At 37.7% G+C, this 20316-nt stretch carries 17 protein-coding genes; 9 read left to right on the top strand and 8 right to left on the bottom strand.

What is annotated here, in order from left to right:
- Positions 1-71: 71 nt before the first annotated feature.
- From gcvP to K5G00_RS01765, 3 genes are all read left to right on the top strand, one after another.
- On the top strand, positions 72-2951 hold the full coding sequence (gene gcvP, locus K5G00_RS01775) for an aminomethyl-transferring glycine dehydrogenase (protein WP_238763777.1): 2880 nt from the start codon (positions 72-74) through the stop codon (positions 2949-2951).
- 23 nt (positions 2952-2974) lie between these two features.
- A complete protein-coding gene (ispE, locus tag K5G00_RS01770; RefSeq protein ID WP_238763775.1) occupies positions 2975-3778 on the top strand; it encodes a 4-(cytidine 5'-diphospho)-2-C-methyl-D-erythritol kinase in 804 nt (267 codons plus the stop codon).
- A gap of 179 nt (positions 3779-3957) precedes the next feature.
- A complete protein-coding gene (locus tag K5G00_RS01765) occupies positions 3958-4389 on the top strand; it encodes a hypothetical protein (protein ID WP_238763774.1) in 432 nt (143 codons plus the stop codon).
- A 132-nt stretch (positions 4390-4521) separates the two neighbouring features.
- Here K5G00_RS01765 and K5G00_RS01760 read toward each other — a convergent pair whose 3' ends face one another.
- From K5G00_RS01760 to tgt, 4 genes are all read right to left on the bottom strand, one after another.
- Complete coding sequence (locus K5G00_RS01760) at positions 4522-4854, bottom strand: acetyl-CoA carboxylase biotin carboxyl carrier protein subunit (protein WP_238763772.1); 333 nt, start codon at positions 4852-4854, stop codon at positions 4522-4524.
- An 11-nt stretch (positions 4855-4865) separates the two neighbouring features.
- Positions 4866-6410 (bottom strand): acyl-CoA carboxylase subunit beta, encoded by a 1545-nt coding sequence (locus K5G00_RS01755; protein WP_238763771.1) that lies wholly within the window; start codon positions 6408-6410, stop codon positions 4866-4868.
- A gap of 190 nt (positions 6411-6600) precedes the next feature.
- A complete protein-coding gene (locus K5G00_RS01750) occupies positions 6601-7680 on the bottom strand; it encodes an LptF/LptG family permease (protein WP_238763769.1) in 1080 nt (359 codons plus the stop codon).
- Positions 7681-7687: 7 nt separating this feature from the next.
- Positions 7688-8815: a tRNA guanosine(34) transglycosylase Tgt gene (gene tgt, locus K5G00_RS01745; RefSeq protein WP_238763768.1), complete on the bottom strand. Its 1128-nt coding sequence runs from the start codon at positions 8813-8815 to the stop codon at positions 7688-7690.
- Positions 8816-9005: 190 nt separating this feature from the next.
- On the opposite strand from tgt, the gene K5G00_RS01740 reads away from it, so the two are divergent.
- The 3 genes from K5G00_RS01740 to rsmG are packed head-to-tail and all read left to right on the top strand — an operon-like array spanning position 9006 to position 11382.
- Positions 9006-10169: a glycosyltransferase gene (locus K5G00_RS01740; RefSeq protein WP_238763766.1), complete on the top strand. Its 1164-nt coding sequence runs from the start codon at positions 9006-9008 to the stop codon at positions 10167-10169.
- Complete coding sequence (locus K5G00_RS01735; protein ID WP_238763763.1) at positions 10141-10749, top strand: RNA polymerase sigma factor; 609 nt, start codon at positions 10141-10143, stop codon at positions 10747-10749. Before K5G00_RS01740 ends, K5G00_RS01735 begins: the two co-directional genes overlap by 29 nt.
- Before the next feature lie 12 nt (positions 10750-10761).
- On the top strand, positions 10762-11382 hold the full coding sequence (rsmG, locus tag K5G00_RS01730; protein ID WP_238763761.1) for a 16S rRNA (guanine(527)-N(7))-methyltransferase RsmG: 621 nt from the start codon (positions 10762-10764) through the stop codon (positions 11380-11382).
- 6 nt (positions 11383-11388) lie between these two features.
- Here the strand turns inward: rsmG and K5G00_RS01725 are convergent, their stop codons facing one another.
- A complete protein-coding gene (locus K5G00_RS01725) occupies positions 11389-12447 on the bottom strand; it encodes an ATP-dependent 6-phosphofructokinase (protein WP_238763760.1) in 1059 nt (352 codons plus the stop codon).
- 203 nt (positions 12448-12650) lie between these two features.
- On the opposite strand from K5G00_RS01725, the gene K5G00_RS01720 reads away from it, so the two are divergent.
- Positions 12651-13445 (top strand): 3-keto-disaccharide hydrolase, encoded by a 795-nt coding sequence (locus K5G00_RS01720; protein ID WP_238763759.1) that lies wholly within the window; start codon positions 12651-12653, stop codon positions 13443-13445.
- Positions 13446-13500: 55 nt separating this feature from the next.
- Here K5G00_RS01720 and gldB read toward each other — a convergent pair whose 3' ends face one another.
- Complete coding sequence (gldB, locus tag K5G00_RS01715) at positions 13501-14508, bottom strand: gliding motility lipoprotein GldB (protein ID WP_238763758.1); 1008 nt, start codon at positions 14506-14508, stop codon at positions 13501-13503.
- A gap of 184 nt (positions 14509-14692) precedes the next feature.
- Here gldB and K5G00_RS01710 point away from each other — a divergent pair, with 184 nt between their 5' ends.
- The gene (locus K5G00_RS01710) at positions 14693-16336 is read left to right on the top strand and encodes an NAD+ synthase (RefSeq protein WP_238763757.1); all 1644 of its coding nucleotides are present in this window, start codon (positions 14693-14695) and stop codon (positions 16334-16336) included.
- Positions 16337-16476: 140 nt separating this feature from the next.
- Complete coding sequence (locus tag K5G00_RS01705; RefSeq protein WP_158868151.1) at positions 16477-17178, top strand: Crp/Fnr family transcriptional regulator; 702 nt, start codon at positions 16477-16479, stop codon at positions 17176-17178.
- Positions 17179-17213: 35 nt separating this feature from the next.
- Here K5G00_RS01705 and K5G00_RS01700 read toward each other — a convergent pair whose 3' ends face one another.
- Together K5G00_RS01700 and K5G00_RS01695 are read right to left on the bottom strand one after the other, a co-directional pair.
- Positions 17214-19688: a bifunctional UDP-N-acetylmuramoyl-tripeptide:D-alanyl-D-alanine ligase/alanine racemase gene (locus K5G00_RS01700; protein WP_238763756.1), complete on the bottom strand. Its 2475-nt coding sequence runs from the start codon at positions 19686-19688 to the stop codon at positions 17214-17216.
- Complete coding sequence (locus K5G00_RS01695) at positions 19685-20266, bottom strand: thymidine kinase (RefSeq protein WP_238763755.1); 582 nt, start codon at positions 20264-20266, stop codon at positions 19685-19687. The genes K5G00_RS01700 and K5G00_RS01695 overlap by 4 nt, the downstream gene beginning before the upstream one ends.
- Positions 20267-20316 lie beyond the last annotated feature (50 nt).

Here is a 20316-nt window from a genome sequence, read left to right as displayed (position 1 = left end):
TTTAAAATCATTTTTTACAAAAATTGGAAAATTTATACTTGCAAATATTTCACTATAAATAAAATAGATAGATGCCTTACGATAATTTTGTAACCCGCCATATTGGCCCACGTGAAAATGATGTAACAGAGATGTTGGAAGCAGTTGGTGTATCTTCGATGGATGAATTGATTGAACAAACTGTTCCTGCGAATATTAGGTTAAAAGAACCGCTAAAATTACAGGAGGGGCTCACCGAACGAAAATATTACCGGAAAATTCTTAGTCTGGCTGCCAAAAATAAGGTGTTTAATACCTATATCGGAATGGGATATTATGATACAATAACTCCCGCAGTCATTCTTCGGAATGTACTGGAAAATCCGGTGTGGTATACTTCTTACACTCCCTATCAGGCTGAAATTTCTCAGGGCAGGCTGGAGGCATTGTTAAATTTCCAGACCATGGTTTGCGAACTTACCGGAATGGAAATTGCCAATGCATCACTGTTGGATGAATCAACTGCTGCTGCTGAGGCGATGATTATGATGATGAATTTGCGGTCGCGTAAAATGGTAAAGAATGGTGTAAATGCAGTTTTGGTAGATGAGAAAATGTGGCCGCAAACTCATGATGTGTTAAAAACAAGAGCTTATCCGCTTGGCATCGAACTTCGAATTCAATCAAAAGAAAATTTTGAATTCACCGATGATGTGTTTGGTGTATTGGTGCAATATCCAAATTCTGACGGAGAAATTATTGATTATTCGGAACTGGTAACACAGGCACATGAAAAAGATATAAAAGTAGCTGTTGCTGCTGATTTGCTTTCACTTGCTATTTTAGTTCCTCCGGGTGAATGGGGAGCCGATATTGTTTTTGGAAACAGCCAGCGTTTTGGGGTGCCGATGGGATATGGTGGTCCGCATGCGGCTTTTTTTACAGCGAAAGAAGCATTCAAACGAAGCATGCCTGGCCGAATTATTGGAGTGACTAAAGACATTCACGGAAACCGCGCACTGCGAATGGCGCTTCAAACAAGAGAACAACATATCAAGCGGGAGAAAGCAACGTCAAATATTTGTACGGCACAAGCGCTTTTGGCAACCATGGCAGGCTTTTTTGGAGTTTATCATGGTCCCGAAGGTGTGAGAAATATCGCTGATAGGGTTCATAATATTGCCGCGTTTTTGATTGAAGAGATTGAAAAGCTGGGATACAAACAGCTAAACCGGAATTATTTTGATACCATTCGTTTTGCTTTGCCAAAACACGTAAAACACGAAGATATTGAGTGGCTGTCATTGGAGTTGGAGATGAACTTCAGATATTTCGAAAATGGTGAGGTTGGAATTAGTATTGATGAAACAACCAACCGGGAAGACATCACCTGGATTTTGGAAGTGTTTGCAAAAGCAGCCAACAAACGCTGGCAAGTCATTCATGAGTATCCCAAAGGATATTCTGTAGATAAAAAATATGCCCGAACTTCGGAATATATGACCCAGGAAGTATTTAACAAATACCGGTCGGAAACTGAAATGGTACGTTACATCAAACGATTGGAGCACAAAGATATTTCACTCACACATTCCATGATTTCGTTGGGCTCATGTACAATGAAGTTAAATGCGGCAACAGAAATGCTCCCGTTGAGCTGGATAGAGTTTAATGGAATTCATCCTTTTGTTCCCAAAAATCAGGCGCGTGGTTACCACGAAATGATGGAAGAATTGCGTCGGGATTTATCTGAGATAACCGGGATGTCAGATGTGAGTTTGATGCCAAACTCAGGTGCCGCCGGCGAATATGCAGGATTGTTAGTTATACAGGCTTATCACGAAAGCAGGGGAGAGGGCAAACGGAATGTGGTTCTGATTCCTTCATCTGCGCATGGAACAAATCCGGCAAGTGCAGTTATGGCGGGGATGAAAGTAATTGTTGTTGCCTGCGATGAACAAGGAAACATTGACCTGGAGGATTTACGCAAGAAGGCAGATGAACACAGAGAATTCCTTTCTTCTTTTATGGTAACCTATCCGTCAACACATGGTGTATTTGAGTCGTCGATAGTAGAGATGTGTGAGATCATACATAAAAACGGTGGTCAGGTTTATATGGATGGAGCAAATATGAACGCACAGGTTGGTTTAACCAATCCCAAAAGTATTGGAGCTGATGTTTGTCATCTGAATTTACATAAAACCTTTGCTATCCCTCATGGTGGGGGAGGTCCCGGAGTTGGACCGATAGCAGTAGCCGGGCATCTGGTTGAGTTTTTACCCTCTCATCCAATCATGAATAACGGACACGTCGGAATTAACGCGGTTGCAGGCGCTCCGTGGGGAAGTGCTTCTGTTCTTACGATTACGTACGGTTACATAAAAATGATGGGAGCAAAGGGCTTAACCGAGGCAACTCAAATGGCCATTTTAAACGCCAATTATATCGCAAAAGCATTGGAAGCAAATTACGGAATTTTGTATACCGGCGAAAATGGGCGTATTGCACACGAAATGATTCTGGAATGCAGGCATTTTAAAGCATCTTCCGGAATTACGGAAGAAGACATCGCCAAACGTTTAATGGATTACGGTTTTCATGCTCCAACGCTTTCTTTTCCGGTTCATGGAACTTTAATGATTGAACCTACGGAAAGTGAATCTAAAGAAGAACTGGATCGTTTTATCGATGCCCTGAATTCTATTTTTAATGAAATAAAAGAAATAGAAAACGGCACGGCAGATAAAATCGACAACGTGTTAAAAAATGCACCACATACCTCTGAAAGAGTTTGTGCCAATGAATGGGGACACGAATATTCAAGAGAAAAGGCTGCCTTTCCATTGGATTGGATCAGGGAAAATAAGTTCTGGGTGCCCGTAGGACGTGTTAATAATGCATGGGGTGACCGCCATTTGATATGTACCTGTGGTTCGCCTGAAGAATATGAATTGATGACTCAGGATTAATAGAAATCAAATAGTTTATTTGGATGGTCGTTTTTCCAAATGCAAAAATAAATATTGGCTTGAATGTGGTTTCCAGGCGGGAAGATGGATATCATAATCTGGAAACCATATTTTATCCGGTAAAACTCGCTGATGCGTTGGAAATTGCTGAATCGGATGAAACGGAGTTTTCGTATTCTGGCTTGCATATTGACGGTGCCCCTGAAAGTAATTTGGTGTACAAAGCTTATTCTTTGTTAAAAAGTGATTTCGAACTTCCCGGTCTAAAAATTCATTTGCACAAAGTAATTCCATTTGGTGCCGGGCTGGGAGGTGGTTCTTCTGATGCAGCTTTTGTACTAAAATTAATAAATGAATATTGCAGTTTAGGTTTAAACTCAACTGAATTAAAGCAATACGCTAAGAAAATTGGCGCTGATTGTCCTTTCTTTATCGAAAATAAAGCTTCTTTTGCCAGAGGAATTGGCGATCAGCTCGAACCAATCCAAATTGACCTTTCGAAATTTGAGATTGTTATTGTTAAACCTCAAATATCGGTAAGTACACCCGACGCTTACCGGAATATAAAACCTTCTCAGCCATCGTTTAATTTAAAAGAGCTAAATAAAATTCCGTTTGAAGAATGGAGAGATTTTGTTGTAAACGATTTTGAAAAGACGGTTTTTCCAAAGTATCCTGAAATCCAAAGTATAAAAGAGGCTCTTTATAAAATGGGAGCTTTGTACGCTGCTATGTCAGGCAGTGGCTCGGCGGTTTTTGGTATTTTTCGCCATTTACCGGCAAATACCGACAAATTCCTACCCAAAGGTATTTTTATTTACCGATAGTTTCTGACACTTACCGACCTTAAGGTTTCATTAACAAAATATTCATACTTTTTAACAAAAAGCAATGTAACCTTTGTGCTTGTAAATAGTCTATTATAGTGAAAACAAAATTTGGAAAACAAGAGAAGAAAAAGACGAAAACAAAAACAATTAGTAAGAAAGCAGAAAAAATAGAAACAATGAAAACAAGAATCAGTCAAGTAGTAGCCATAGCAATTTTCACCCTGATATTATTTGGAGGAAATAGTTATGCAAAAGGAACAGAATTAATTGCCTCAAGTTTGAAAACAATTGAAGAGCCAGCTATGGAAATGGAAAGCTGGATGATTGACGAAGCATACTGGAACAAAAACAATTCAGCTTATTTATTTGAAGAAGCGTCTGATGAAGTTTTAAATTTGGAGGCGTGGATGCTTAATGAAAGTAACTGGGGAAAAATTGATTTGAAATACACTGAAACAGAAGTTGAAAACAGTTTGGTTCTGGAATCATGGATGACAAACGAAAACCTTTGGGAAAAAGAAAAGCTAAGTTTTAATGAAACAGAAACAGAAAATAATTTGATTCTGGAGTCGTGGATGACAGACGAAAATACATGGAATATTCAATAGGGAAAAGGTAAAGTTAAAACGCGATAGCTTAATTGGATTTTTAAAGGAGGACTGTCAAAAGGCAGTCCTTTTCTTTTTTGCAAAAAAATAGGTCGGCTCGATAGTCGACCTATTTCATTTAATAAAACAGCCTTATTTTAATATTTTTGGTTTAATTTCAATCATAAGATGTCTTTTGGGTATTACATCTTCTTTTTTTACATAAATCTTTACAATCTCCCCGTCAAAGGGCATCCGAACCTGATTTTGCATTTTCATTGCTTCAAGCAGTAATAAAGTTTCACCTTCTTTAACTTTATCCTTTGGTTTGATATAGATGTCAATTATTGTCCCTGGGATAAATGAATAAAGCAGATTTTCATTTGGCGCCTCCCACATTAACCTATCTTCAAACTTTCGGGTATATGTGGTTTTGTAAATCGCCCCCTGAACAATGAGATTTTTATATTCTTTTTCTTCAGTCATAAATTTTAATTTTAGAATGGTGGTACACCATGTTTTTTAGCTGGCAAATGAACGCTTTTATTTTCCGAAACTTTTAGGGCATGTAAGATACGTGGCCTGGTTTCTTTGGGTTCAATTACTTCGTCAATATACCCCTGCGCTGCAGCAACATACGGATTTGCGAATTTTTCCTTGTACTCCAGAATTTTTTGCTGACGCATTTCTTCCGGATTTTCGGCTTCTGCGATTTCTTTACGGAATACGATGTTTGCGGCACCTTCCGGTCCCATTACAGCAATCTCTGCGGTTGGCCATGCAAATACAAAATCAGCACGTAAGTGGCGTGAGTTCATTGCAATATAACCACCGCCGTATGCTTTTCTTAAAATGACTGTTACTTTTGGAACTGTCGCTTCACTGTATGCATAAAGGATTTTCGCACCGTGACGGATTACACCTGCATGTTCCTGATCAACTCCCGGTAAATATCCGGGCAAATCTTCTAATGTGACAATTGGAATATTAAAAGCATCGCAATAACGAATAAACCTCGCTGCTTTGTCAGAACTGTCGGTATCCAGAACGCCTGCCAGAACCATTGGCTGGTTAGCTACGAATCCTACAGTTTCACCTTCCATCCTTCCAAAACCAATAATAATATTTGGTGCGAAATGTTCCATAACTTCAAAAAAGTCAGAACCATCGGTAATTCCTTTTATAATGTCGCGCATATCGTAAGGAATTCTTGGGTCGCCTGGAACTATGTCTTCAATTTTTCTGCCTTTTTGCGGCGATTTTGGCGGATAAGGAAGCGCTTTCCTGGAATTATTACGGGGAATAAAACTGATAAGTTTTTTTATTTGGTCGAAACATTCAAGCTCATTTTGAGCATAAAAATGGGCATTCCCTGTAATTTCCGCATGAACACGCGCACCACCGAGTTCTTCCATCGAAATTTCTTCGCCAAGCACCGATTTTATTACACTTGGCCCGGTAATAAACATCTTGGAGATATTTTCCACAACAAAAACGAAGTCGGTTAGCGCCGGCGAATAAACTGCTCCACCTGCGCATGGGCCAAGGATTACTGAGATTTGGGGAATTACTCCGGATGCCAGGGTATTGCGGAAGAAGATTTCTCCATATCCGGCCAGAGAGTTAACACCCTCCTGAATACGCGCACCACCAGAGTCGTTAATACCAATCAACGGAACCCTCATTTTTAAGGCATGATCCATGATTTTTGTAATTTTTCTGGCGTGCATTAGTCCGAGTGAGCCCCCTGCTACAGTGAAGTCCTGGGCGAAAATACAAACTGGTTTATTGTAAATGGTGCCTGTACCGATAATTACACCGTCGCCATGTAATACTTTTGATTCCATACCAAAATCTTTGGCGCTGTGTTCAACGAACAGGTCATATTCGTGAAAAGAATTTTTATCAAGAAGGGCAAGAATACGTTCGCGGGCAGTGAGTTTACCCATTTTAGCCTGTTTCTCAATGGCTTTATCCCCACCACCTTTTTGTACTTCTCTTTTCCTTTTTCGAAGGTCAAGGACATTGCTTCTTAGTGACATAAAGTTTGTTTTAAGTTAAAATTTCTCTTTTGCATTTATCAGCAAAAGGTTTTAATTAAGCATTTCAAAGTGGGAGCAAAATTATAATTTTTTTCTTTTGACTTTCGCTTTCACGAAATAGTACTACGTAATTTAAACTACAATGATTCATTCTGCTCGAATAATGGTACTTGTTGTTTGAAAAGTAATGCTAACGCGCAGCCCAGCGGAATACAAAGAAAGCGATTAAACTGTAAAATACGTTGGGGATCCAAACTGCAACGATAGGCGGAGTATTGCCGCTAATGGCAAAAACTGTAGATATTTGCATAAAAAGTATATACGAGAAAGCTAAAAGTAAACCGAGCCCCAGATGCAGTCCCAGTCCACCTTTTATTTTGCGGGAAGCAAGTCCGGCACCAATAATTGTTAAAATGAAGGCTGAAAATGGTCCGGCAACTCTTTTATGATTTTCTATTTCCCATTCGACGTAGTTGACACCACGCATTTTCATTTGTTTTATTTCCTGTTTTAATGCCGGTGTGGTAAATGTTTCCATTTGGTTTTTCATTACCTTATAATCATTTGGGGTCATATTTAAGGTTGTATCCATCCGGTAACCTTTTACGAAATCTTCCCCGTCTTCATGAATGTACCGTATAACATAATTATTAATTACCCACTTTTCTGTCTCTTCATTCCAGCGAATATTATCGGCGCTAATTTTTTCTTTCAGTTCAGCGCCGTCGAATTTTTCAAGTGTAAAGCGGTATCCTACATTGTTGGCATTAAAACTTTGCATATAAATATATACACCTGGCTCAATTTGCCGATGGATGTTTCTCTCAACAATAACTTTATTATTATCGATATATTTATTTCTAAAGTTATTTAAAGTTGCGTTTGCAGGCGGAATAACATAATTGCCCAGGGCAAAAGAAAAAGCTGCCAGAATAAATGCCGATGTTAAATACGGACGCATCAGGCGCGGGTACGAAACTCCACTGCTTAAAATGGCAATTATCTCTGTGTTGTATGCCATTTTTGAGGTAAAGTATATTACTGCAATAAAGGTAAACAACGGACTAAACAGATTGGCAAAATAAGGAATAAAATTCAGGTAGTATTCAAGTATAATAACCTTTGCAGGAATGTCTTTTGAAATAAATTCATCCAGATTTTCCGCCATATCGAAAACGATAGCAATACTTAGAATTAAAGCAATGGTGTAAAAGAAAGTTCCCAGAAACTTTTTAGTAATATATAAATCTATTGTTTTATAAATTTTCATTCCCGAGTTATAATCTTTCTTTTAGTTTTATCACCATTTCTCTTTTCCAGCTTTCAAAAATTCCGGCAATTACTTTCTGCCGGGCTGTTTTTACCAGCCACAAATAAAACGCCAGATTATGCTGACTGGCAATTTGTGCGCCAAGCATTTCGTTTGAAATTATTAAATGGCGAAGATAAGATTTTGAATACTGGTCGACAAATGAGTGTTCATCTTCGTCGATGGGAGAGTGATCGTTTTCCCACTTTTTATTTTTGATATTAATAATCCCCTTGCTCGTAAATAACATTCCGTTTCTGCCATTACGCGTTGGCATTACACAGTCAAACATGTCAATGCCCCTTTCAATAGATTCCAGAATATTTAGGGGAGTTCCCACACCCATAAGATACCTTGGTTTGTTTGATGGCAAATCAATCGTGCAAACTTCGGTCATTTCATACATTATTTCTTCAGCCTCACCAACAGAAAGCCCCCCTATAGCGTAGCCGTCTGCATCAAAATTTTTTACATGAGCAACAGCAGTTTTGCGTAAATCTTCAAATGTATTTCCCTGTACAATTGGGAAAAGTGATTGCCGGTAGCCGTACTTTGGTTCTGTTTTGTTAAACTGAACAAAACATCTCTCCAGCCAGCGTTGTGTTAATTCAAGCGAATTTTTTGCATAGTTGTAATCTGCATCTCCCGGAGAACATTCATCAAAAGCCATGATTATATCAGCTCCGATAGAACGCTGAATATCCATTACATTTTCCGGTGTAAACATGTGATACGATCCGTCGATATGTGATTGAAAACGGGCTCCTTCTTCACTGAGTTTTCTGATGTCGCCAAGCGAAAAAACCTGGTATCCGCCACTGTCTGTTAATATTGGTCCATTCCAGCGATTAAACTTGTGTAAGCCTCCTGCTTTTTCAATCACGTCAATTCCGGGGCGGAGATACAAATGATATGTGTTTCCAAGAATGATTTGAGCATTTATATCTTCATGCAGATCACGCGTGTGTATTCCTTTTACAGAACCGGCAGTCCCCACCGGCATAAAAATTGGTGTTTCTATTTTGCCGTGGTCGGTAGTAATAATACCTGCACGTGCACGCGAATTTTCTGAGGTCTTTAATAACTCAAATTCCATCTCTTTTTTTTGAGGGTTCAAATATAGTTATTCTGTCTGAATCAAGCGGACGTATTTTCTTTTGCCTCTGTTAATTATTTTTAAACCCTGTGAATAAAAATAAAATAGATTTTTTGTTGAATATTTTGTAGTTGGAGTGAATGTTTCCATTTTTGTGTTTGACTAATCTTTATCTGATTTATTTTTCTGAATGATCAACGATGTATTGAAAGTAATCTCTGAAGCAGAGATTTTTCAAATAGTACTTTTCTTTGTTTTGTTAACGCTCATTTTGATTCAGATTATTTTTAAAATCGTCTTTTTTGTTCAGATTTTAAGAGGAAAGAAATCTGCAAAAGGAGATGGGCAAAGCCCTGTTTCTCTATTAATGGCTGTACGAAACGAAGAAAATAACCTTTCTGAAAAATTACCGCATTTACTTGAACTTGACCGGGATAATTACGAAGTGATTGTTGTCGACGACTTTTCTCAAGACAATACTCTTTCTGTTTTGGGGAGACTAAAAAAGGAGAATTCAAAGTTAAAAGTTTCTGTTTTAAACCAGGAAACACGTTTTTCGATAAAGTTGTCGCAAAACATAGCTCTGAAATCAGCGAAAAACGACTGGGTGTTGTTTATTCCGCCTTCGATAACGCAATATCATGATAACTGGTTGGAAAGTATATCAGATTCGGTTGCCGAATCTCTGGATGTTGTTGTGAACTATTCAAATGTTTGCAAAAACGGAAAGTTCTTTAACAAACTCTATCGTATTGAAACATTTTTACTTTACTTAAAAAGTATGAAGTATTCTCTGACCGGATTTCCAATTGTTTATTTTGAAAATAATGTTGTTTTCAGGAAAGATAAATATTTTGGGTTGGGAGGCTATGGGAAAAAAATCAAGGAACCATTTGCCAATCTCGAATTATTAATTAACCAGTTTCTTTCGAAAAAGAAACTCAATATTGTATTAAATAGTGAGACTTCGATTCGTTTTTCAGAAAAAATTACACGACATGATTATTTTGATTTAATGCGAAAAAGTTTTCGAATAGAACAACATTTATCTTATATAAAAAGGGTTTTAATAACTTTAAGTTCGGGGCTCAAATTAATAACACTTCCTCTTGTAATTGCTGTAATCTTTTTATTTATTGATGTTTGGCCGTTTGTTTCTACAGGTATTGGTCTTCTTTTGATTTTACACTTGCTTATCATAAAAACAATGCAAAATCGTTTGAATGAACGTAAAATATTCATAACTTCGTTAGTATATGAGTTGATAATGCCCTACTATAAAATAGTTTTCCGAAGGCGTTTCAACGGTAAAATCCGAAGGCAAAATGGAAGAGCAAAATTTAAGATTATCTGAAAAAGCACGCCAGGATTATATTTTGGTTCTGGATGCTTTGAAAGGTGATGAAAAAGCTTTTGCACGTTTGCTCAGTAAATACAAGGATGCCATATATTTTATGCTTCTCAAAATGGTAAACAACCGGAGCGATGCTGAGGATTTAACACTCGAAGCTTTTGGAAAAGCTTTTAAAAATCTTCACCAGTATTCTCCAACTTATGCATTTAGTACATGGTTGTTTAAAATTGCATCAAACAATTGTATCGATTTTTTACGCAAGAAAAAAGGGGTACATATTTCAATCGAAAATACAAACGATCAAAATGAAAACGGGGAGCAATTACGACTTAAATCAAAAGATCCTGATCCAGAAGAGAAACTAATCCGGCAACAAAAAGCAATTCTGCTGCGAAAGGTTGTCAGGCGATTAAAACCCCGTTATCAAACGCTCGTTGAATTAAGATATTTCCGTGAATTTTCGTACGAAGAAATTGCAAAAGAATTAAATTTGCCGCTCGGTACTGTAAAAGCTCAGTTGTTTAGGGCGCGCGAAATGTTGTTTAAAATGATTGAAAGTACCGAAATGGCAGATCATTAATAATTCTTTTGAATGGATATTATCCTGAAATATTTTCCAAAACTCGACAACAGAAAAGTAGAACAATTCCGGTTGCTCGAAGAGTTGTATGCTGAATGGAACCAAAAAATCAATGTTATTTCAAGAAGAGATTTTTCATCGCTTTATGAAAAACATGTTTTGCATTCGTTAAGTATTGCAAAATTTGTGCGGTTTGCCGGCAATACCCAGGTTTTGGATGTCGGAACAGGAGGTGGCTTTCCGGGAATTCCTCTCGCTATTTTTTTTCCTGAGGTTCAGTTTCATTTGGTTGATTCAATCGGGAAAAAGATTAGAGTAGTAAATGGTGTTGCCGAATCGTTAGAATTAAAAAATGTTACGGCAGAACAGATTAGGGCAGAGCAAATAAAAAAGAGATATGATTTTGTAATTAGCCGCGCAGTGACACGTTTGCCGGAATTCGTTCCATGGGTAAAAAACAGTATTTCGCAAAAACAAAAAAATGCCATTCCCAACGGCATTTTATATTTAAAAGGAGGTGATATTCACGCCGAACTCAAACCGTTCAAAAACAGAGTCTTTGTCCAAAAACTTTCAGAATATTTTGAAGAAGAGTTTTTTGAAACCAAAAAGCTGGTTCATCTTTCTTTTTAACGTTTTTTACTCAATAAGTTGGTATTCATCACCAAACGAAACACCCATTTTCCGGGCTTTTGTAATTAGTGGGTGCCCAGGCTGAACCAACCTTAAATTGCTGCCAACTTCTTCCAGTGAAACAGTAGTCAGTTCGTTATTTTTCATAGCCACCATTGTCCCAAAATTACTTTCTGCAATACATTGCGCTGCATGAGCACCGTAACGTGTAGCTAAGATTCTGTCCATAGGTGTTGGACTACCGCCGCGTTGAATATATCCCAAAACGGTTTCCCGAGTTTCAATTCCGGTATAGGTTTGAATCGCCTCAGAAAGATGTGATGCAGCTGTTTGGTTTTTGGGATGATCGATTCCTTCGGCAACAACGACAATCGAATAAGGTTTGTTGTCTTCATACCGATTCTCAATTTTTTTACATACCGAACGAATGTTGTAAGGAATTTCCGGCAACAAAATTATATCGCCTCCACCGGCAACACCTGAATAAAGAGCCAGCCAACCTGCATGATGTCCCATGATTTCTATGATCATTACGCGCTGATGCGAGTTTGCTGTCGTATGTAAACGGTCGATGGCATCGGTAGCAATTTGTACTGCCGAGTCAAAACCAAAAGTAACATCAGTTCCCCAAACATCGTTGTCAATAGTTTTGGGAATTCCAATAACATTTAATCCTTCTTTTGCGAGCATACTGGCCGTTTTCATGGTTCCGTTGCCACCAATACAAACAATACAATCGAGGCCGAGTTTTTTATAATTCTTCTTTATTTTTTCGGGTTTATGCGTGTCTGTTTTCCCGTTTTTTTTAACCATTTTGTATGGTTTTTCTCTTGATGTACCCAAAATGGTTCCGCCTAAGGTTAAAATACCCGAGAGTTGAGATTCTTTTAATTCCGTGTAGTCGTTGTTTATCAGCCCCAAATAACCGGCGTTAAAACCAAGAACTTCCATTCCATATTCAACAATTGCAGTTTTGCCCACTCCCCGAATGGCTGCGTTTAATCCCGGGCAATCTCCTCCAGCTGTTAAAATTCCTATTTTTTGGGCTTTTTTTGAAGTTTCCATATCTGATATCTTTTATAAAAAACTTAAATCAAAATCGAATTTACAAAAGAATACCCGAAATTGTTAATTTTGTAGGAAACGTTTATTAACTATTAAGTAAATTTCAGAAATAAACGATAATTGGAAGGAAATAAAGCTTAATTTTTATATTTTCGTTTTACTTCGGAAAGGAATATTTAATTAACCAATAAAAAAACAACAAAATGAAAAGAGTATTCTCATTACTTTTAGCAGGAGCATTTGTTTTTGGTATGTCGTGTCAAAGCGGTCAGAAGAAAACAACTGATGAGCCTGAGGAAAAAGCTGCAGTTGAAGAAACTGTTGGACCAAACGAATTAACACAGGCTGAAAAAGATCAGGGCTGGGTTTTGCTTTTTGATGGAAAAACAAGCAACGGATGGCATAGTTACGGGAAGGAATCTTTCCCCGCCGGATGGCAGGTTGTTGACGGAACTTTGATGTGCAACGGTTCGGGAAGAGGTGAAGCCGGGGCAGAGGATGGTGGTGACATTGTTACCGATAAGGAGTACTCAAACTTTCATTTAAAAATGGAGTGGAAAATTTCGGAAGGTGGCAATTCCGGGATTTTTTATTTGGGAAAGGAAGACCCACGTTTTGACAAAATATATTATACTGCTCCTGAAATGCAGGTTTTGGATAACGAAAGGCATCCTGATGCAATGCTTGGAAAAGACGGAAACCGCAAAGCAGGTTCTTTATACGATTTAATTCCTGCTGATCCTCAAAACGCAAAACCAGCAGGCGAATGGAACTCAATTGAGATTATTTGCTACAAAGGCACAGTCGTGCACAAACAAAATGACGAAACTGTTTTGGAATATCACTTGTGGACGGAAGACTGGAATAGTCTTGTCGCCGGTTCAAAATTCCCGGAATTAAATCCCGATTGGGCAAATGTTGCACAATCAGGTGTAATTGCATTACAGGATCATGGTGATGATGTTTGGTATAGAAATATCAAAATCAGAGAATTGTAAGAAGGAGTTGACACATACTACGACAAAAAATCCCGGGTGGTTATCCCGGGATTTTTTATTCAGGGAAATATCCCGATTCATTTAATATTTTTTGGTAGTCAGTATTCTGCATCAGTTGAGGAAGCGTAATTTCCGGATGTTCGTTCATGTATTTCCGCACAATTTGCCAGCCAATCCAAACTCCGGTGCGCGCAGGCGATGCCAACGGAAATCCGTTCGTGTAGGGCCCGTCGTTGATGTACCTGATGATATCCATTCGTTTACTGGAATACAACATTTTCGTTTCTACCAGTCTTAGCCACATTTCTGCTTCGTTTTTTTTGCACCATTCCAACTGTTTTTCTGTATATCCGATTTTGAGCGAATCGTTCATTGCCGGTAAAAGTGCATCAACAAAATACATTAGCTTTCCCTGGTGAATCATGTTTCCTAAAAGGTTGGTTGCTTTATTGGTCTGGTCAAATTCAGTCATTCCCCAGGCAAACGCAAGGTCTGAAACAATCTTATTTTTATGCATGTTGAGGATTTTGTATTGCGGGGTTGTACTCAGTCGCTGATAATAGCTGCAATCTCTTCCTAAATATTTGTCCAGGCTTATACCGATAATATCTTCTGTTGTTACAACCGACTGGTTAAATCCTGAAATATAGGTGTAAACAGACGGAATATTTTTTTCGGGGAAATGGTATTTATAATATTTAAATGCCTTGGTCACTTGATTTTGTATTTCGCGAAAGTTTGAAAATTCCTCTTCAACCATCGAATTTATATTTAGTATCATGGTATCCGTAAGAAATGTATTCATATACCCCACAAAACCTTCGTCGTCAATTCCTCCAATATTTATGATTTTGTAAGTAAAAAGGTCAAAAAAACCGGGATGTTTTTCATGCAAATCAATAAGCTCCTGCAAGGTGTCTTTTTGAGGAAGTGAAAATAGTTCCTTTTCAAACCGAACAAATTCAGGTTGGGCATCAATTCCTGAAATGTCAACTTTTAAAGGGTTTCGCTTGCAGGAAATGAAAATCATAAATAAAAACAGAATCAGGATTCCTCGTTTCATTTTATAAGAATTTTAATTCAATACGCATCCTTTAGATAATTATTGCGAAATTGAACTAAAAATTGGAGATTTGCAATCATAAAGAATAATCGTGGTATACTTATAGTGAAAGCATAAGGAATTACAATAAATAATCCATTTTCACTACAGTTTGAAACAATGGTGGAAATTAATTTTTACGCAAATGAAAGTTGCACTGGCACAGTTAAATTATATCATCGGAGATTTTGAAGGAAACGCTGAAAAGATAATTCAAAATATCAATAGGGGAAAGAACGAAGGTGCCGACCTTGTTATTTTTTCGGAACTTTCGGTTACCGGATATTATCCGCACGATTTACTGGAGAAAAAAGAGTTTATTCAAAAGGCAGAAGATGCAGTCCTGAAAATTGCCGCCTCTTGCCACGGAATTGCCGCAATACTAGGTGCACCAAAAATTAATGAGCGGGAGCGCGGGAAAAAATTATACAACTCGGCTCTGTTTATCTCTGATGGGAAAGTGCAAAGCACACACAACAAGACATTGTTACCTACTTACGATGTTTTTGACGAATACCGCCATTTTGAGCCCAATCAGAATTTTAATGTGGTTGACTTTAAAGGCGAAAAGATAGCCATAACCATTTGCGAAGATTTATGGGATGAACAACCCACGGCAAACGAATTTGGTAAAGACAAATTGTACCAGACATCACCCATGGAAAAACTAAGTCCTTTGAACCCTGATTTTGTAGTGAATATTTCGGCTTCTCCTTTTTCGTATAATCAGGAATCCTGGCGAAAAGACATTTTAATAACAAAAGCTCAAAAATATAATGTGCCGGTTTTGTACGTGAATCAGGTTGGCGCACAAACCGAGTTGGTTTTTGATGGTGGCTCGGTTTGGATCGACAAGAAAGGAGAAATTTTGAAAGAACTGAAGTACTTTAATGAGGACTTTTTGATTTTTGATACCCAAAATCCAGGAGAGAAATTGGTACAAAAAGAAGCTGATTATATCGAAAAGATACATGATGCACTGGTTCTAGGTATTCGCGACTATTTTAAAAAGATGGGGTTTAAAAGCGCAACACTTGGACTTTCTGGCGGAATAGATTCAGCAGTAACCGCGGTTTTAGCGGTTCGTGCATTGGGAGCAGAAAATGTCAGGGTTTTACTTATGCCTTCAAAATATTCTTCGGATCATAGTTTGAACGATGCCCGGGAACTGGCTGACAATTTGGGAATACAATATGATGTTGTAAATATTCAAACAGCAGTTGATGCTTTTGAAAAAGAGCTGGCTCCGCTGTTTAAAGGGAAAGCCCCGGATATTACAGAAGAGAATATCCAGGCACGTGCCCGTGGAGTTTATGTGATGGCGCTTTCAAATAAATTTGGTCATATCCTGTTAAATACAACCAACAAAAGTGAGAGTGCGGTTGGATACGGAACATTATACGGAGACATGAACGGAGGCCTCGCAGTATTGGGCGATGTTTACAAAATGGATGTTTTCCGGCTTTCTAGGTTTATGAATAAAGATGGCGAAGTGATTCCCGAAAATACAATTGTTAAACCACCTTCAGCAGAGCTGCGTCCCGACCAAAAGGATACTGATTCATTGCCTGAATATGAAGATTTAGACAAAATTCTTTTCAATTTTATTGAATTAAATAAATCGCCAATAGAAATTGTTGCTTTAGGCTATGAAGAAGAAGTGGTGAGAAAAGTTATACGAATGGTAAATATGAATGAGTACAAGCGGTTTCAGGCGGCACCTATTTTAAGAGTTAGTTCAAAAGCATTCGGATTTGGAAGAAAGATACCTTTGGTAGCCAAATATTAGTAAAATGACAGATTTTGTATTGTTTACAATTTTCTAAATACATGATTTGTGACAGTTGCAATGTAAAATAACTGTTAAAAATGAATTCTATTTTTACAAAATTTTTAACTTTGATGCTTTAAAACATACAAGGCATTTATATGTTAAATTCAGAGTTGGGAGTAAAAGATATAGTTGATAATCCAAAGTCGATCTTTTATCTTTTGAATCAGGAAGAAAAAGATGAATTGCAGCATCATATTTCTCTCGCGCATTATAAAAAAAACGAATTCATTTTTAAAGAGGGCGATAAACCTACCGGATTTCTTTTATTGGTTGATGGCAAAGTAAAGATTTTCAAGGAAGGCGTTGGTGGAAGGGAACAGATTGTTCGTATGGCCAAACCTCTTGGTGTAATTGGTTACAGGGCGCTTTTTAGTGACGAAATCCACAATTCGTCGGCAGTTACTTTGGAAGAGTCTCTTGTTTGTACAATAAGTCCCGATTTTATTTTTAATCGTGCTTTAAAAAACAGTGATTTTTCGTTCAAAATCATTCGTAAGTTGTCAAAAGAATTAGGTTTTTCAAATTCAAGAACAGTAACACTCACTCAAAAACATATTCGGGGCAGGCTGGCTGAATCATTGCTTCTGCTTAAGGATAAGTATGGTTTTGAACACGATGGAACGACACTCCGAGTATACTTGTCAAGGGAAGATATTGCCAATTTATCGAACATGACAACATCAAATGCAATTCGTACGTTATCGACTTTTGCCAGCGAAAAGGTAATTGCTATTGATGGACGGAAAATTAAAATCTTGGATGCCAATCGCTTGGAGAGAGTAAGCAAGTTAGGATAGGTTTAATTGCATTCACAGCAATTTTCTTTCTTTTTTTATTCCTGCAAATAGATTCGTTTTACACGTTGCGAAATCCCCGTTAAAACTTCATACGGAATTGTACCCGCTTTTTCAGCTACTTCTGAAATAGTGTTGTTTGAACCAAAAAATTCTACCTCGTCACCCGCATTTACATCAATACCTGTTACATCAAGCATTAACATATCCATACAAATATTACCAATTATTGGTGCCAATTTCCCGCCGACAAAAGCAGAACCATTTTTATTACTGAGTTTTCTGTCCAGACCGTCGGCATAGCCCAGCGGGACCACTGCTATTTTGCTCGTTTTCTCAATTTTTCCCTTTCGGTTATAGCCTACCGTCTCCGTTTTTTGAACTGTTTTTACCTGAGAAACAGTACTTTTTAATGTACCAACATGTTCCAATCCCAGCCCTGTTTGAGAAACGCCGTAAAGACCGATGCCAAGTCTCACCATTTCAAACTGGTATTTTGTGAAACGCTCAATTCCTGCCGAATTCAATATGTGCCGATCTATATTATATGAAAACTGTTTTGAGATATTCCTGGCGATTTCATTGAATCTAGAAATTTGCGTTTTTGTAAAGTCATCCATTTCCGGATCGTCACTTGCTGCAAGATGCGAAAAAACAGACTTGACTTTTAGCCATCTGGTTGCCTTTATTGTTGAGATAGCTTGTTGTGTTTCAGAGTTAGTTTTGAAACCTAAACGATTCATCCCTGTATCAATTTTTAAATGAATCGGGAACTCCTCCAAGGCGTTTTGAGAAACGGTTTTAGTAAATGCTTGCAGCAGTTCCAGGCTGTAAATGTTCGGCTCCAACCGGTAGTCGATAAAATTTTGAAAGCTGTGTTCTTCCGGATTCATTACAATAATTGGTGTTTGAATTCCGGCATTTCGCAACTGTACACCTTCATCGGCAACTGCAACTGCAAGATAATCTACATTCTGAAACTGAAGCATTTTTGCAATTTCCACATCGCCTGTGCCATATGAAAAGGCTTTTACCATCACCATAACTTTTGTTTCGGGTTTTAAAAGTTTTCGAAACGCGTTGAGATTATAAACCAGTGCATTCAAATTAACTTCCAGAACCGTTTGATGTGTTTTCTGCTGAAGAAGAGCAGATATTTTTTCGAAAGTAAATTTTCGGGCACCTTTAATTAAGATTACTGAGTCTTTTAGATTTTCTTTCTGAAATGATTTTTTAAAGTCAATTAAATTGGAATAACACTCTTTTCTGACCGAAAATACTTCAAAATATTCAGTTATTTCAGGACCAATTCCTATGAGGTTGTCAATTTTCCAGTCCAATAAAAGTTGGTTTACCTGTTTATATAAATCTGGTTTTGGAATACCGGTTTGTTGAATATCGGAAAGTATAACTGTTTTTTGTAAATGACCTTTTGCTGCTTGCTGCTGAAGCACGGACAATGCAATGGAAAACGAATTAAGGTCAGAGTTATAGTAATCGTTGATAAGAAGGCAGTTGTTGATTCCCTGTTTAATTTCCAAACGCATGGCAACAGGTTCGAGTTTTTCAAATCTTTTTAAAACCAGATCTGGTTTTTGGGTCAGCGCCCATATACCTGCAAAACAGTGGCAGGCATTTTCAATGGATGAGGAGTCAGAAAAAGGAATTTTAAATACATATTTTTTTGACTCAATTTTAGCTGAAATTTTAGTGTAACTTTCCTTCTTTTCTGCCGAAAAAGAAAGGAACACATTTTTGTTTTTTTGCAACGACCAGCTAACCGGTGTTACAGAATGCTCTTCGCAGAAACGAGTAATCTTTTTTTTATACAATTGGTTGTCCACCGAAAAAATCAATTTTTCAGAGGATTTAAAAAGCTGGAGTTTTTCTTCTGTTTTTTGCTCGTACGATTCAAAATTTTCCTGGTGGGCATCTCCAAGATTTGTAAAAATCCCGATTTCCGGTTTTATAATTTCTGTCAGCTTTTTCATTTCACCAGGTTCTGAAATACCGGCTTCAAAAATTCCCAGGTTGTAATTTTTATTCATCAATAGTACAGAAAGCGGAACACCAATTTGAGAATTGTAGCTTTTGGGGCTTCTAACGATTGAGAAATTTTCAGATAAAATATCGTGCAGCCACTCTTTTACAATTGTTTTTCCATTGCTTCCCGTAATTCCCATAACCGGATACAGGTTTTTCCGGCGGTTAAAAGTGGCCAGTTTTTGTAATGCTTCTGTAGTGTTTTTTACAAAAACAAAAGAGGCTTTTGAGTTGACCCATTTTTTTTCAGAAACTACAAAGTTTTTTATACCCCGTTTCATCAATTGGGGAATATAGTTGTGTCCGTTATTTCGCGGCCCTGTAAGTGCAAAAAAAACAGCATTTCCTCCTGCGAAAAATGTTCGGCTGTCGGTAACAATATTTGTGATAATCTCATCTGAGGTGTTCGGAGATGAATATAATTTACCTTCTGTAATTTTTGAGATTTCTGAAATTGTGAATTGATTCATTTTTTTGAATTTGCCTCTCGGTAGCAACTGCGACAGAGGGGTTCGTAAATGTCTTTCTCTCCCAAAAGTACAACCTGTTCTTTTTCTGAAAGCCGGTGAGAAAACTGAGCGATATTTCCACACCTTACACAAATGGCATGTACTTTTGTAATATGATCTGCAATGGCCATTAATCCGGGAATTGGACCAAACGGAACGCCTTTAAAGTCCATGTCCAGTCCGGCTACAATTACACGTATTCCCATGTTTGCCAGTTTTGCAGCAACTTCAATAAGTCCTTTGTCGAAGAATTGTGCTTCGTCTATTCCAATAACGTCAACATCGTTTGAGTAAAGCAATATATTTGCAGAATTTTCTACGGGAGTTGAACGGATAGAATTTTCATCGTGTGAAACCACTTCTGTTTCTGAATAACGCACATCAATCATCGGTTTATAAATTTCCACACGCTGTTTTGCTATTTTTGCCCGTTTTAACCTACGTATCAATTCCTCAGTTTTTCCTGAAAACATTGAGCCCGCAACAACTTCAATCACCCCCACTTTTTTATGGGCGTTTACATCCCTTTCTATAAACATTTACGTTATATGAATAAGAAATTAGTACTTTTACAAAAATAATCTTTAAA

It is taken from the genome of Maribellus maritimus, assembly GCF_022267315.1.
In the GTDB taxonomy this organism is placed as follows: Bacteria; Bacteroidota; Bacteroidia; order Bacteroidales; family Prolixibacteraceae; genus Draconibacterium; species Draconibacterium maritimum.
Note: the sequence above shows the minus strand (reverse complement) of the source record. Positions and strands in the feature narration are given on the sequence as shown.

Excerpts from the sequence above, each read along its gene's own strand:
- gcvP (WP_238763777.1), top strand. The coding sequence starts at position 72 with ATGCCTTACGATAATTTTGTAACCCGCCATATTGGCCCACGTGAAAAT.
- ispE (WP_238763775.1), top strand. The coding sequence starts at position 2,975 with ATGGTCGTTTTTCCAAATGCAAAAATAAATATTGGCTTGAATGTGGTT.
- K5G00_RS01765 (WP_238763774.1), top strand. The coding sequence starts at position 3,958 with ATGAAAACAAGAATCAGTCAAGTAGTAGCCATAGCAATTTTCACCCTG.
- K5G00_RS01760 (WP_238763772.1), bottom strand. The coding sequence starts at position 4,854 with ATGACTGAAGAAAAAGAATATAAAAATCTCATTGTTCAGGGGGCGATT.
- K5G00_RS01755 (WP_238763771.1), bottom strand. The coding sequence starts at position 6,410 with ATGTCACTAAGAAGCAATGTCCTTGACCTTCGAAAAAGGAAAAGAGAA.
- K5G00_RS01750 (WP_238763769.1), bottom strand. The coding sequence starts at position 7,680 with ATGAAAATTTATAAAACAATAGATTTATATATTACTAAAAAGTTTCTG.
- tgt (WP_238763768.1), bottom strand. The coding sequence starts at position 8,815 with ATGGAATTTGAGTTATTAAAGACCTCAGAAAATTCGCGTGCACGTGCA.
- K5G00_RS01740 (WP_238763766.1), top strand. The coding sequence starts at position 9,006 with ATGATCAACGATGTATTGAAAGTAATCTCTGAAGCAGAGATTTTTCAA.
- K5G00_RS01735 (WP_238763763.1), top strand. The coding sequence starts at position 10,141 with ATGGAAGAGCAAAATTTAAGATTATCTGAAAAAGCACGCCAGGATTAT.
- rsmG (WP_238763761.1), top strand. The coding sequence starts at position 10,762 with ATGGATATTATCCTGAAATATTTTCCAAAACTCGACAACAGAAAAGTA.
- K5G00_RS01725 (WP_238763760.1), bottom strand. The coding sequence starts at position 12,447 with ATGGAAACTTCAAAAAAAGCCCAAAAAATAGGAATTTTAACAGCTGGA.
- K5G00_RS01720 (WP_238763759.1), top strand. The coding sequence starts at position 12,651 with ATGAAAAGAGTATTCTCATTACTTTTAGCAGGAGCATTTGTTTTTGGT.
- gldB (WP_238763758.1), bottom strand. The coding sequence starts at position 14,508 with ATGAAACGAGGAATCCTGATTCTGTTTTTATTTATGATTTTCATTTCC.
- K5G00_RS01710 (WP_238763757.1), top strand. The coding sequence starts at position 14,693 with ATGAAAGTTGCACTGGCACAGTTAAATTATATCATCGGAGATTTTGAA.
- K5G00_RS01705 (WP_158868151.1), top strand. The coding sequence starts at position 16,477 with ATGTTAAATTCAGAGTTGGGAGTAAAAGATATAGTTGATAATCCAAAG.
- K5G00_RS01700 (WP_238763756.1), bottom strand. The coding sequence starts at position 19,688 with ATGAATCAATTCACAATTTCAGAAATCTCAAAAATTACAGAAGGTAAA.
- K5G00_RS01695 (WP_238763755.1), bottom strand. The coding sequence starts at position 20,266 with ATGTTTATAGAAAGGGATGTAAACGCCCATAAAAAAGTGGGGGTGATT.